Origin of the sequence: Roseibaca calidilacus (genome assembly GCF_001517585.1) — a bacterium.
GTDB classification, from domain to species: domain Bacteria; phylum Pseudomonadota; class Alphaproteobacteria; order Rhodobacterales; family Rhodobacteraceae; genus Roseinatronobacter; species Roseinatronobacter calidilacus.
This window is the reverse complement of the sequence record NZ_FBYC01000004.1, coordinates 274990-288014: the sequence shown is the minus strand read 5'-3', so window position 1 is coordinate 288014 and position 13025 is coordinate 274990. Positions and strand designations below refer to the sequence as shown.

Sequence of the window (13025 nt, the reverse complement as noted above, 5' to 3'; positions counted from 1 at the left end):
ATGTCACTTCCGGCCTATTACACCACCAAGGACAAGGTCTGGCATTACGCCTTCCGCGTGATCTGCTTTGCGATCTTCTTCTTCCTGCTGGCGCCGATCCTGATCATGATCCCGCTCAGCTTCAATGCGCAGCCCTACTTCACCTTCACCCGTGAAATGCTGACCCTGAACCCCGAAGGCTATTCCCTGCGCTGGTATCAGGATTTCTTGGGCGATGAAGGCTGGATGCGGTCGATCCGCAATTCCTTTGCCATCGGGATTGCGGCAACGATCCTGTCGACCAGTTTGGGCACGCTGGCGGCGCTTGGCCTGTCGCGCGCCGAAATGCCCGCCAAAGGGCTTATCATGGGCATCCTGATTTCGCCCATGATCGTGCCGCTGATTATTTCGGCGGCAGGCATGTTCTTCTTCTTCTCGCAAATCAACATCTCGCAGACGTTTTTCGGCGTTGTGTTGGCCCATGCGGCACTTGGCACGCCCTTCGTGGTCATCACGGTGACGGCCACGCTGGTGGGTTTTGACCAGTCGCTAACCCGTGCGGCAGCCAATCTGGGGGCATCGCCCGCGACGAATTTCTTCAAGATCACGATGCCGCTGATTTTGCCGGGCGTCATTTCGGGGGCGCTGTTCGCCTTCATCACCTCTTTCGATGAAATCGTCGTCGTGCTGTTCGTCGCCGGGGTAGAGCAACGCACCATCCCGCGCGAAATGTGGTCTGGCATCCGCGAAGATATCAGCCCCACCATTCTGGCCGTGGCGACAATCCTTGTGCTGATCTCTATCGCGCTGCTGACAGTGGTCGAACTGTTGCGCCGGCGGGGCGAGCGGATGCGGGGCCTGACACCGCAGTAAGCACACGCGGAACGACCCGAAAGGCGCGTCACCCGACGCGCCTTTTTCTATGCGCGGCCACGGGCCATACGCCAGCAACAGGGCCATGTCATAGCCTGACATTGCATTTCACGCTGAACATGAAGGAATGAATGGTGCGGTCGAGAAGACTCGAACTTCCACGGGAGTTACCCCACAGCGACCTCAACGCTGCGCGTCTACCAATTCCGCCACGACCGCACGTGGTTGGTATGCGGCCTGATACTCATTTCGCGGCTAGTTGAAAAGAGGAAAAAAGCCACTGGCGGGCGGGACATGAAAAAGCGCGCCCGGTTGGGGCGCGCTTGCGGTGCAACGACGGATGACCGCGCTTTATTGCAAGCTGAACACGGGCAAGGCGGTGCTTCCGGCTTTCTCGGCCTCCCCGGACTCTGGCTCGAACACCGCGGCGCGCAGCAGGTCGTCACGTTCCGGCTGCATGGGCGCGAAAACGGCGGTTTTGGCCGGGTCCAGCCCGAATTCATACCATGCCAGCGAAAGATCATCACGCTGCGTGGCGCCAAAACCTTCGGTCAGGTGATGGCCCATCAATTCGCCATAAGCGCGCTCCCCCATCGCGACCAGCAACAGGCCAGACCCGATGGCAAGCACCATGTCATCCTGTTTATACCCCACGGCCAGACAGATGCGGGCCGTCGCGCCAAGCTGCTCCGGGTTCATGCCGGTTTGCAGGATGAAGGCCCCCACATCGCGCATCACCTCGTCACGCGGCTTGACCGACAACGCAGAAACATGAGGTTGCAGGCTGGGCGCGAAACCGGCGCATTGTGCGGCAATCTGATCGGGCGTGGCGCCCTGCACCTTGGCAATCAGGGTTTCACCATCTGCCATTGCGTAGGTGCGGGCCAGACAGAACTGTTCTGCGATCACGACGGCGCGGTCGTTCATCGTTTCCAGCGTGGTGAAACCGCCATTGGCGCTGGTCAACAGATTGACCTTGTTGCAATGCGAGGCAAGCGACCGCGTGGCCTGACCGCCGCCGAAAAAATTCGGAACTTCTGCGGTGCCAGCGGCCTGAGTGCCGGGGTTGCGTGCTGCCGGTTGCGCAGAAGGCACCGAAAGCGCCACTTCTGTCGTGGGCGATGGCTGCTCGGGGGCGGCAGGCGCAGCAACGCTGACGGGCGCGTTTGTGTCGTTCAATTCACAAGTGCCGCGCGTGCAAGTGAACATGGCCGGGGTCACGTTGAACGCTTGGAAGTCATTGCGCACATATCCGTCCGGCGTGGACAAGAAGGCCTGCACGGTGCAAGCCTGCGCAGAGCACCAGAACGCAGATCCGGTCACGGATGTATCAAGAATGTAATCCGTGCGCCCGTCGCCGTTCATATCGGCCAGTTGGACAAAACCCGCGCGCTGCACAAGCTGTTCGGCATTGGGATCGGAAGAGGCTGCGATTTCATCAACCGCTGCGGCCACAGGCCCGGGCAGGCCGTAATTGCCAGCACTGCGCGCCGGGCTGCGGCCCGACATCTCGTCGCGCACAACCAAGATCATCCCGCGCATCCCCTGAGGGTGGCTAGACACTGTCTGCGCCACCTGCGGTCCGCCCATGATGGCGCGCTGATGGGCGGTCAAAAGAATATTGCGTTCGAAATCGCTTAGCGTGCCGGTTCCGGAAAAGCCTGCAAAGACCTGATACTGCGAAATACCCTCGCGCGATCTGCGCCCCAGAACACCATCCGCGCCGCCCACATTCCATCCGAAATGGTTGAGCGCGGTCTGCACCGAACGGTTCTGCTCGCGCTGCGCGGAACTGACGCCCGAAGACCGCACAACGCGCTGAGGTTGCGAACTGCGCTGCCCATTGGCGATTGCGCCGCCGATGATGCCGCCAATGATGCCGCCCACAATCCCGTCCTGCGCGCGCGCTTGTTGCATGGGAAAGGCCGCGACACTGAAAGAGAGAACTGCAACTACGCTGAATTTAGCAATCATTTGACTTCTCCAGAAAAAGGACTCAGTCAGAATACCTCAGGTTTCGCAGAGCAGGTAACGAAAAGTTCAACATGCCTGCACGGATCAGGACCAGATCGTAACAAGCCGCCGTAGACGACCGGCATAAGGGCGGATCACGGCGACGGCCGCTACCGCCAAGCCCAAAGCGATCAGGGCGTAGCCAAGCTCTGGCGACTCTGGCAGCAGGGCGCGGTTTATGGTCCGCCCCGGCAGAAAATTGAACAGGCCCGCAATCATGACGCCGAACCAGTACAAGCTGCGAAACACGCGTCGATGTATCGCGATCTCTCCGGCTTGGGCGCGGCGGATGCCTTCGTAAAGCGACCACAGAGTAAAGAGCGCAAGCCCGTGCAGCGGGCTGAAGGGGCCGATCACCGCAAAGCTGTGGATGCCGAAAGATGACAACGCCAGCACGGCCATGGCGCAGGCCCAGATATACCCGGCGGTCTTGTGCAGCCTTGTGCCTTGGCGCCAATACAGGGCCAGCGGGCCAAGCAGGATGGCCACAACCGCAGCGGCAACATGCAGTTGGATGATCGGTGCGGCGCTAAGGATGGGGGACATGCTCATATCAGTTTCCGTGGTTGGGGCGTTGGGAATTGGCGTTTCAGTTTCGCTGCGCTATGACCTGCCAAAGGGATGCCCCCCGCTAAAGCCCGCATTCGGCAGCCACAGGGATCACTTCGTGAATGACGCAGGCCCGCAATCCGCGCTTCGTGAATGGCGCGGCCATATCCGCCAGCCAGCCACGCTTGTGGCCTTGGGGGCTGTTGCACTGATTCTGGCTTTGGTCGGTCCATACGGCACATCCGATCTGCTGGCCCCCCTGCCCCGCGCGGGCTATTGGGCACTGATCGTGTTTGCGACCTATGGCAGCGGCAGTCTGGTGGTTACGCTGCTGCGCGCAGTTCTGCCGCCCACGCTTTTGGCGCTGCGGATGGCATTGGCCGGGTTGGCCGCAGGGCTTGCGGTGGCGGGCGTCGTGCTGGCCCTGAACGCGGTCACGCTTGGGTTTGTTCCGGCACCGACGGACCTGCCGGGCTTTGTGCTGAACGTGGCCGGGGTGGCAATGGTGGTGACACTGGCCATCAGCTACATCATGCGCCAGCAAACAAGTGCCGCCCCCGCGCCACCAGTGCCCCCCGCGATTTTGCAGCGTGTGCCGCTGGAAAAACGGGGCGCGCTGCTGGCCCTGTCGGTCGAGGATCATTATGTGCGGGTGCATACCGCGAAAGGCACGGACATGGTGCTGATGCGCCTGTCCGATGCCATGAAAGAGACCGGCGATCTGCCCGGCGCGCAGGTGCATCGTTCGCATTGGGTGGCGTTCAGCGCGGTGCGCGCGGCCCGACGCGACGGCGACCGGGCCATCCTGACGCTGACGTCGGGCGTGGAAATACCCGTCAGCCGGGCCAACCTGCCCAAGGTGAAGGAGGCGGGGCTTCTGCCCCGGTAACGCAATGGTGGACTGGATCACATCGGACGGGCTGACCGACTACGCCGACGCCTGCGCCTTCATGGAGGACCGCGCCGAAGCCATCGCCCGTGGCGAAGCCGCGGAATGCATCTGGCTGGTCGAACACCCCCCGCTTTACACCGCCGGGACCAGCGCCAAGCCCGAGGATCTGACGCAAGCTGACCGCTTCCCGGTCTACCCGTCCAAACGCGGCGGGCAATACACTTATCACGGCCCCGGTCAGCGGGTGGTCTATGTCATGCTGGACGTGGGCAAGCGCGGGCGCGACGTGCGCTGCTTCGTGCGCGACCTAGAGGCGTGGGTCATCGCCACCTTGGCCGAATTCGGTCTGACCGGCCATATTCGCCCCGGCCGAGTGGGCGTGTGGATAGAACGGCCCGACAAGGCCCCCCTGCCCGATGGCAGCCCGCGCGACGACAAGATCGCCGCGATTGGCATTCGCCTGCGGCGTTGGGTCAGCTTTCATGGCCTTTCAATCAACGTGGAACCGGACCTGTCGCATTTTGACGGCATCGTGCCTTGCGGCATTCGCGGGCATGGCGTGACCAGCCTTGTCGATATGGGTTTGCCGGTCACAATGGATGATCTGGACAGCGCCTTGAAGCGCAGTTTCAACGCCACGTTCCACCCCTGATTCGACCAAAGACCGGCCCTGTGCTGCACCGCGGCAGGCAGGTGCCTTGATGTAGATCAAAAAAATTGAATATGCGTCACTTCGTTCGTTGCCACACGAAAACAGACATTCTAAAAGCATAGTATGCCGTGCCATGCCGTTTAGGCTGCATGGAAGGGAATCGGGCGCGCGGCTTTCGCCGGGTGCACCTGAAACGAGCCGCCAAAAAGCGCGGCAGGAAACGGGAACTGGAGTAGCCAATGGCCGACGCAGCCACCCATGACCACGGGCACGAGGACAACCGCTCGTTCTTTACCCGTTGGTTCATGTCCACCAACCACAAGGATATCGGTATCCTTTACCTGTTCACCTCCGGGATTGTCGGGTTCATCGCGGTAGCCTTCACGGTCTACATGCGCATGGAACTGATGGAACCGGGCGTGCAATACATGTGCATGGAAGGCGCCAGCCTAATCGCACAGGAAGATTGCACGCCGAACGGGCATATCTGGAACGTGCTGATCACGGCGCATGGTATCCTGATGATGTTCTTCGTGCTGATCCCGGCGCTGTTCGGGGGCTTTGGCAACTATTTCATGCCCTTGCAGATCGGCGCGCCGGACATGGCATTTCCGCGCCTGAACAACCTGTCCTACTGGCTGTTCGTGGCGGGCTCTGCGCTGGCTGTGGCCTCGGTCCTGTCGCCCGGTGGCAATGGCCAGCTTGGTTCTGGCGTGGGTTGGGTTCTTTATCCGCCGCTTTCGACCAACGAAGCAGGCTATTCGATGGACCTTGCGATTTTCGCGGTCCATGTGTCGGGCGCGTCCTCCATCCTTGGCGCGATCAACATCATCACCACCTTCCTGAACATGCGTGCGCCGGGGATGACCCTGTTCAAAGTGCCGCTGTTTGCATGGTCGATCTTCATCACCGCATGGATGATCCTTCTGGCGCTGCCGGTTCTGGCAGGGGCTATCACGATGCTGCTGACCGACCGGAACTTCGGCACCGCCTTTTTCGACCCGTCGGGCGGCGGCGACCCGGTGCTGTATCAACACATCTTGTGGTTCTTCGGTCATCCGGAAGTGTATATCATCATCCTGCCCGGCTTCGGTATTATCAGCCATGTGATCGCAACCTTCTCGCGCAAGCCGGTCTTTGGCTACATGCCGATGGTCTGGGCCATGATCGCCATCGGTGTTCTGGGCTTCATCGTCTGGGCGCACCACATGTATACGGTCGGCATGTCGCTGACCCAGCAGACCTATTTCATGCTGGCCACGATGACGATCGCGGTGCCCACGGGGATCAAGATCTTCTCTTGGATCGCGACCATGTGGAAAGGCTCTGTCAGCTTTGAAACCCCGATGCTCTGGGCCTTCGGCTTCCTGTTCCTGTTCACCGTGGGCGGTGTGACCGGCGTGGTGCTGTCGCAGGCACCCATCGACCGGGTCTATCACGACACTTACTATGTGGTGGCGCATTTCCACTATGTGATGTCGCTGGGCGCTGTCTTTGCGCTGTTCGCGGGGATCTATTTCTGGATCGGCAAGATGTCGGGCCGCCAATACCCGGAATGGGCCGGCAAAACCCATTTCTGGCTGATGTTCATCGGCGCCAACCTGACCTTCTTCCCGCAGCACTTCTTGGGCCGTCAGGGCATGCCGCGCCGCTACATTGACTACCCCGAAGCCTTTGCGCTTTGGAACTATGTCAGCTCGATCGGGGCGTTCATCAGCTTCGGGTCCTTCCTGTTCTTCATTGGGGTCATTTTCTACACCCTGACGCGCGGGGCCCGCGTGACCCAGAACAACTACTGGAACGAACACGCCGACACGCTGGAATGGACCCTGCCCTCGCCGCCGCCCGAGCATACGTTCGAGCAGCTGCCCAAGCGCGAGGACTGGGACAAGCAAGCCGCCCATTAAGCTTGCCTGACCATGCCAGCATTCTGGACGATATCCCCAAAGGCCTCGGGCACCCCGCCCGGGGCCTTTGCCGTGGCGCAATCGGATGGGGCGGAATATCTGCTGGTGCTGTCGCCGCATCTGTCCATGGGGGCCGAAGGCTTTGTTGCCATCATCGGGCTATGCGCGGGGCTTCTGGCGCTGCCGCTGATCGGGGTGCTGGGAACGCCGGTGCTATGGGGGCTGATCCCTTTTGCCGGGCTGGCGCTTTGGGGCTTGTGGTATGCGCTGCAACGCAACGGGCGCGAACGCCTAAGCCTACGCGAAGAACTGCGCCTGACCCGCGACATGATAGCAATCACGCGCACCAACCCGCGCAAACCTGAACAGCATTGGCAAGCCAATCCCTATTGGGTGCGGCTGTCACTTTTGGAAAAGGGCGGTCCGGTTGAAAACTACCTGACGCTGGATGGGGGTGGGCGCGCGGTCGAACTGGGTGCGTTTCTTAGCCCGGAAGAACGTGTGGCCTTGCATGACGAATTGTCACGGGCCTTGCGCCACCTGCGCTAACTGCGGCAGCGCAGCCTTTCAAAGGCTGATGCCACATAGGCTGCCCGCCGTGCATCTGCGTCCGTAACGGGCCCACGCCCTTCCGGCCTGAACCGCGCGCGAAAGGCAGCAAGCCGCGTCACCGTCTGCGCCGGCGGATAGCCGATACAGGTCAGGCTAGTGTCGAGATCGCTGCCCTCTGCCGCGCCGTCGGGCCAGACCGCGACTCCTGATCGCGCCAAAGCGCGCCAATCGAAACGCGGGCCGGGGTCTGCCTTGCGGTCGGGTGCCATGTCCGAATGGCCGATCACATTCACCGGCGCAATTGCCCATCGCGCCAGCACGTCGCGCAGCAGCGCGGCCAAGGCACACATCTGCGGGAACGGAAAGGGTTCTGCCCCGGTATTGACCAATTCCACCCCAATAGAGCGTGAATTGATATCCAGCAGTCCAGCCCAAGCCCCTGCCCCGGCATGCCATGCGCGCATATCCTCTGCGACCATCTGGTAGCAGGTGCCGCACCGGTCAATCAGGTAATGCGCCGAGACTTCGGCACCCGGATCGCACAGGCGATCAAGTGCCTCTTGTGCACAGCCCATCGCGGTATAATGCAAAACGACCATATGCGGGCGCAGCCCATCGCGTCGCGGCCCGTAATTTGGCGAGGGATGCCAGATCACCTTATTCGCGCGCCTTCACGGTTGACGCAGCTTGCCGGAACGGTGCCGGGTCCCACCAGCAGGCATAGCCATCACCATCCGGGTCCATATGTTCGGGGTCTTTTTCAGGTCCGCCTGCGGCAAGGAACGCTTCCTGCGCCAGATCCTGATGCGGGTATTGCGCACAGGCCGCTTCCCAACGCCGCCAACGCAGTGGGTGGCGACGGGTATAGCGCACATCGCCAACAGCATGCCGTGTCGAGAGCGCGTAGACAAACAGGTTCGGCCCGCTGGCGGCCGGCGCCTCTGCCGCCGTCACGCGCACCTGAGGGACGAAATCGCGGCGAACAACCCGGTTCTGGGTCGGCGTGCCGAAGGGCTGCGCCTCGAAGCTTTGGGTGCTGACCCCTTGTGGGGCCGGAGCCGGGGTCGGGGCCGCGGCAACCGCCTGCCCTGTCCCGAAACTCTGGGCCGGGGGCTGTTGTGCCACGGTCTGAGGTTGCAACACCGTCGTGGCGACCGGCTGGCCAAGCGCGGATTGCGGCGGCACCTGCGATTGCGCCGTTTCAGACCCTTGCGGCTGGAACCCGGTGGGCGCGGCCTGCGAAAACGGGCGCGACTGGCCGCGCGCGGTGGTCGCTTCTGCGCGGCGGATGCGCGACAATTCTTCCTGCGCACGCATGTATTGCGCGTAGTCGCTAAAGCCCACACCGCCGCCAGCAGTGTCGATCACATTCGAATAAGGCGCAGAAGATGTGCAGGCCGACACCAAAACGAGGGCGGCTAGAGCGATGGACACACGCATGGGGAAACTCTCGAAGCTCGATAATTTTCGAGAGATTACCACCATTTCGCGGGTTTGGCCACAAAGCCTGCCGCCTGTTCCAGCACATGGGCCGTGTTCAGCAAATCGCCCTCTTCCCAAGGGCGGCCAATCAGTTGCAGGCCCAAGGGCAAACCAGCGCTGTCCAACCCGGCCGGCACCGATACCCCCGGCAGTCCAGCCAGGTTCACGGTCACGGTGAACACGTCGTTCAGATACATCTGAACCGGGTCCGCATTGGCCATTTCGCCCAAGCCAAAGGCCGCAGAGGGCGTGGCCGGTGTCAAGATCGCGTCAACCCCATCGGCGAAGACCGTCTCGAAATCGCGCTTGATAAGCGTGCGAACCTTGCGCGCGCGGTTGTAATACGCGTCATAAAAGCCCGCCGACAACACATAGGTGCCGATCATAACGCGGCGCTGCACCTCTGGGCCAAAGCCCTCTGCGCGGGTTTTTTCATACATTTCTGTAATGCCATCGCCCGCTGCCAAGCTGGCGCGGTGGCCATAGCGCACCCCGTCATACCGCGCCAAGTTCGACGACGCTTCCGCCGGGGCGATGACATAATAGGCCGGCAGCGCATATTTGGTATGCGGCAGGCTGATATCGACCACTTTAGCACCCGCATCGCGCAGCATATCTGCGCCCTTGTCCCAGAGTGCTGCAATTTCCGCAGGCATCCCGTCAATGCGGTATTCCCGCGGTATGCCGATGGTCTTGCCACGGATATCGCCGGTCAGCATCGCCTCGAAATTCGGCACTGGCAGATCGGCGCTGGTGGAATCCTTCGGGTCATGCCCGCACATTGCTTCAAGCATAATGGCAGCGTCGCGCGCGGTTTTGGTCATCGGCCCGGCTTGGTCCAGACTAGACGCAAAGGCCACAATCCCCCAACGCGAGCACCGCCCATACGTGGGCTTTATCCCCACGGTGCCTGTAAATGCTGCGGGCTGGCGGATAGAGCCGCCCGTATCGGTGCCGGTTGCCGCCAAACACAGATCCGCTGCCACCGCCGCCGCAGAACCGCCCGACGACCCGCCCGGTGTCAGATCGCGGTCGTCCACTTTCCACGGGTTCACCGCATTGCCGTAAACGCTGGTTTCATTGCTGGACCCCATGGCGAATTCGTCCATGTTCAGCTTGCCCAGCATAACGGCACCTGCATCGCGCAACTTGGCGCTGACGGTGGATTCGTATTCGGGGCGAAAACCGTCCAGAATGCGGCTGGCCGCTTGCGACGCGACACCCTCGGTGCAGAACAGGTCTTTGATCCCGATAGGAAGGCCGCACATGGCGGGCGCATCACCTTGGGCCAAGCGCGCGTCGGCGGCGCGCGCGCGGTCCAGCGCCAGATCGGGCGTGTTATGCACGAAAGCGTTTAGCGCCCCGGCGGCGTCAATCGCGCCAAGGCAGGCTTCGGTCAGTGCCACAGATGTCACATCGCCTGTGCGCAGACGGTCGCGCGCTTCAGCCAGCGTCAGCTTGTTCAGATCGCTCATTCCACCACCTTCGGCACCGCAAAGAAGCCTTCGCGCGCATCGGGCGCGTTGGACAAAATCCTGTTCTGGTAATCGCCGTCCGTCACCCCGTCCTTGCGGCGTGGCAGGCGCATTGGCGTGACAGAGGTCATCGGCTCGACCCCTTCGACATCGACCTCGTTCAATTCTTCCATGAATGTCAGAATCCGGCTCAGGTCACTGGCCAAGGCAGGCAATTCGCTTTCAGGCACCGCAATACGCGACAGTTTCGCAACCTTGCGCGCCGTTTCATTGTCAATCTCGGACATACGCCCTCCGCAGGACAGGGTTTTGGGCGGGTTTACCCAGATGGCACGCGGGGTGCAAGCGGGGCCGCGCGCATGTGGCGGCAATAGACCAGGATCATCCAACCCAGCATGATCCCGTTCAGGATATGCCACATGAAATGGCTGCCAATGGGAAAGCTGGCGCAAACCGCGTCATCGATCATCCGAAACCCAAGCGAGGCACATAAGATCGCCGCGCCAACCATCAAGCCGCGCCCGGTCGGACTGCGGCGCAACCACAGCCCGTAGGCCAGGATCAACACCGCCACGCTGGCATAGAGCGCATTCGCCCCCGGAATGACGCCGCCAAACACAGCCCGAAAGCCGAACGCATAGGGAAAGAAGGCCAATGTCACGATCCCGGCCACCAAGGCCGACGCGCCCAGAAAATCCCGCGTGGCCGCAAAGATATAGACCAAGATGAATAGCAAGATCGGAAGCACATCCGCCAAGCCCGCCCAGCCCGTGGCATGCGTGTGCCATAAGTAAGACCCAAGGCCGATCATCCCAAGAATGACCGCCAGCAAACGCCCCAGAACCAAGCCTTTCGTCTGCGGCCAGACATAGACTGCCGCTATCACAAACGCTGCATTCGTGACGGCATTCACCGGCTCTGACCAATAGGAAAAATCGGTGCGTTCACAATAGGCTATAACCTGTTCGAACATATCCTCGCCTCAGCGTAACTGTTCAAAAAACGATATTAGAAGCGTTCTGGCGGCAGCCGCCTGTAACCCGTCATAGACCTCTGGCGCGTGGTGGCATTGCGCATGCGCAAACACCCGCGCCCCGTGCAGCACACCCCCGGATTTAGGGTCATCCGCCCCGAAATAAAGCCGCCTTATCCGCGCATGCGCCACCGCCTGCGCGCACATTGCACAAGGCTCTAGCGTGACATACAGATCGCAGCCGGTCAGCCGTTCCTGCCCCAACCGCGCGCAAGCCGCGCGAATGGCCAGCATCTCGGCATGGGCCGTGGGGTCGTGACGCTCTCGGGTGCGGTTGCCCTCCGCTGCCAGCACATGCCCCGACGCGTCAACCACCACCGCACCTACGGGGACTTCGCCGCGCGCGGCGGCCTTGCGCGCTTCCTCCAACGCCAAAGGCATGAAACTGCGAAATCCGACCATATATCTGACATGCCGCCGGGCCTGAAAAAACTCAAGCCCCTTCATCCTTGCACAGAAATCCTGAGAGAGAGTCGCGCGGCACCCGTGACGGCGGCAAAGCCCCCTTAAAACCAAACCGTGGCGCGTCAGCGCCTCCGCCAAGTCTGGCACAGATCCGCGCCCAACCGCTGCACTTGCATCAGCTCGAATTGCGGCGCTTCGGCCAAGCGCGCCATGCCCAGCGGCCCCAGCCCCGCGCGGCCATCTGCACCGATCATCTTGCCTGCGGCAAAGATCACCAGTTCATCGACAAGCCCGGCACCGATCAGCCCTGCGGCCAAGGCCCCCCCGCCTTCGCATAGCACGCGGGTCAGACCGTTTTGCGCAAGGGCGGACATCATCGCAGCCGGGTCAAGGCTGTCGCCCCGCGTGGCGCAGCCGATCAACCGCGCTCCGGTCGCGGTCCACTGCGCTGGCGGGGTCAGACCCGCCGCGTGCAGCAGCCAGACCGGCAAGTCGCGCGCGCTGCGGCCAAGACGGCTGTCGGGGTTCAGGTTCAGGCTGTGGCTGGCCACCACGCGGACGGGTTGATGGCTTACGCCCAAATCGCGCACGGTCAGATCGGGATCATCGATCCGCGCGGTCCCGCCGCCCACCAGAACCGCATCATGGCAGGCGCGCAGCGCATGCACGGCGCGCCGCGCCTCTGGTCCGGTGATCCACCGGCTTTCGCCGCCAGCAGTGGCAATGCGCCCATCCAACGACAGGGCCAGCTTTAGCGTGACGAACGGGCGTTCTTGGGTCAAGCGCAGCAAAAAGCCCGCATTCGCTGCATGGGCGGCATCGGCTTCGACACCCTCTTCCACCTCTATTCCTGCGGCGCGCAAGCGCGCATGGCCGCGGCCCGACACGCGCGGGTCAGGATCGGTCAGGGCCGTCACCACCCGCGCCACGCCAGCCCGCACAAGTGCGTCGCAGCAAGGCGGGGTGCGGCCATGATGGGCGCATGGCTCCAGGCTGACATAGGCGGTGGCGCCGCGCACATCGGGGTTGCGCGCAAGGGCTGCGGCTTCGGCATGGGGGCGTCCGCCCGGCCCGGTCCAGCCGCGTGACAGGATGCGCCCATCGCGCACGATCACGCAACCCACCGCCGGGTTGGGCCAGACCTGCCCCAGCCCGCGCCGCCCAAGGGCGATGGCCAGCCGCATGAAGCGGCGATCAGCGGCGCTTGCCACGG

14 protein-coding genes and 1 tRNA gene are annotated in these 13025 nt (G+C 62.3%); 5 read left to right on the top strand and 10 right to left on the bottom strand.

Going from position 1 to position 13025, the window contains the following annotated elements; all coding sequences use genetic code 11:
* Nucleotides 1–852, top strand: coding sequence for an ABC transporter permease (locus tag AWT76_RS04870; RefSeq protein ID WP_072245357.1), 852 nt, complete (start codon nucleotides 1–3; stop codon nucleotides 850–852).
* A gap of 132 nt (nucleotides 853–984) precedes the next feature.
* Here AWT76_RS04870 and AWT76_RS04865 read toward each other — a convergent pair.
* The 3 genes from AWT76_RS04865 to AWT76_RS04855 form a co-directional block, all read right to left on the bottom strand.
* Nucleotides 985–1071: transfer RNA gene (locus AWT76_RS04865), tRNA-Leu, on the bottom strand.
* A 132-nt stretch (nucleotides 1072–1203) separates the two neighbouring features.
* Nucleotides 1204–2826: a peptidoglycan-binding domain-containing protein gene (locus AWT76_RS04860; RefSeq protein WP_082700109.1), complete on the bottom strand. Its 1623-nt coding sequence runs from the start codon at nucleotides 2824–2826 to the stop codon at nucleotides 1204–1206.
* An 84-nt stretch (nucleotides 2827–2910) separates the two neighbouring features.
* A complete protein-coding gene (locus AWT76_RS04855; RefSeq protein ID WP_072245356.1) occupies nucleotides 2911–3417 on the bottom strand; it encodes a DUF2306 domain-containing protein in 507 nt (168 codons plus the stop codon).
* Here AWT76_RS04855 and AWT76_RS04850 point away from each other — a divergent pair.
* The 4 genes from AWT76_RS04850 to AWT76_RS04835 all read left to right on the top strand — a co-directional run bounded on the left by AWT76_RS04850 (nucleotide 3410) and on the right by AWT76_RS04835 (nucleotide 7414).
* Nucleotides 3410–4303, top strand: a complete 894-nt coding sequence (locus tag AWT76_RS04850) for a LytTR family DNA-binding domain-containing protein (RefSeq protein ID WP_176699342.1) — start codon at nucleotides 3410–3412, stop codon at nucleotides 4301–4303. The two genes, AWT76_RS04855 and AWT76_RS04850, sit on opposite strands and share 8 nt — an antisense overlap.
* Before the next feature lie 4 nt (nucleotides 4304–4307).
* On the top strand, nucleotides 4308–4958 hold the full coding sequence (gene lipB / locus AWT76_RS04845) for a lipoyl(octanoyl) transferase LipB (RefSeq protein WP_072245354.1): 651 nt from the start codon (nucleotides 4308–4310) through the stop codon (nucleotides 4956–4958).
* A gap of 239 nt (nucleotides 4959–5197) precedes the next feature.
* Nucleotides 5198–6865 (top strand): cytochrome c oxidase subunit I, encoded by a 1668-nt coding sequence (gene ctaD, locus AWT76_RS04840; RefSeq protein ID WP_072245353.1) that lies wholly within the window; start codon nucleotides 5198–5200, stop codon nucleotides 6863–6865.
* 12 nt (nucleotides 6866–6877) lie between these two features.
* Complete coding sequence (locus tag AWT76_RS04835; RefSeq protein ID WP_072245352.1) at nucleotides 6878–7414, top strand: DUF2244 domain-containing protein; 537 nt, start codon at nucleotides 6878–6880, stop codon at nucleotides 7412–7414.
* Here AWT76_RS04835 and AWT76_RS04830 read toward each other — a convergent pair.
* From AWT76_RS04830 to ribD, 7 genes are all read right to left on the bottom strand, one after another.
* Nucleotides 7411–8016 carry an N-acetylmuramoyl-L-alanine amidase gene (locus AWT76_RS04830; RefSeq protein ID WP_072247460.1) on the bottom strand — a complete coding sequence of 202 codons (606 nt, stop codon included), beginning with the start codon at nucleotides 8014–8016 and terminating at the stop codon, nucleotides 7411–7413. The two genes, AWT76_RS04835 and AWT76_RS04830, sit on opposite strands and share 4 nt — an antisense overlap.
* A 58-nt stretch (nucleotides 8017–8074) precedes the next feature.
* A complete protein-coding gene (locus tag AWT76_RS04825) occupies nucleotides 8075–8857 on the bottom strand; it encodes a hypothetical protein (RefSeq protein ID WP_072245351.1) in 783 nt (260 codons plus the stop codon).
* Between the two features lie 35 nt (nucleotides 8858–8892).
* Nucleotides 8893–10374 carry an Asp-tRNA(Asn)/Glu-tRNA(Gln) amidotransferase subunit GatA gene (gene gatA / locus AWT76_RS04820; protein ID WP_072245350.1) on the bottom strand — a complete coding sequence of 494 codons (1482 nt, stop codon included), beginning with the start codon at nucleotides 10372–10374 and terminating at the stop codon, nucleotides 8893–8895.
* Nucleotides 10371–10661 (bottom strand): Asp-tRNA(Asn)/Glu-tRNA(Gln) amidotransferase subunit GatC, encoded by a 291-nt coding sequence (gene gatC, locus AWT76_RS04815; RefSeq protein ID WP_072245349.1) that lies wholly within the window; start codon nucleotides 10659–10661, stop codon nucleotides 10371–10373. Before gatC ends, gatA begins: the two co-directional genes overlap by 4 nt.
* A 32-nt stretch (nucleotides 10662–10693) precedes the next feature.
* Nucleotides 10694–11347 carry a hypothetical protein gene (locus AWT76_RS04810; protein ID WP_072245348.1) on the bottom strand — a complete coding sequence of 218 codons (654 nt, stop codon included), beginning with the start codon at nucleotides 11345–11347 and terminating at the stop codon, nucleotides 10694–10696.
* 9 nt (nucleotides 11348–11356) lie between these two features.
* Nucleotides 11357–11809, bottom strand: coding sequence for a nucleoside deaminase (locus AWT76_RS04805; protein ID WP_072247458.1), 453 nt, complete (start codon nucleotides 11807–11809; stop codon nucleotides 11357–11359).
* A 125-nt stretch (nucleotides 11810–11934) separates the two neighbouring features.
* Nucleotides 11935–13023 (bottom strand): bifunctional diaminohydroxyphosphoribosylaminopyrimidine deaminase/5-amino-6-(5-phosphoribosylamino)uracil reductase RibD, encoded by a 1089-nt coding sequence (ribD, locus tag AWT76_RS04800; RefSeq protein WP_245638773.1) that lies wholly within the window; start codon nucleotides 13021–13023, stop codon nucleotides 11935–11937.
* Between the last annotated feature and the right edge of the window lie 2 nt (nucleotides 13024–13025).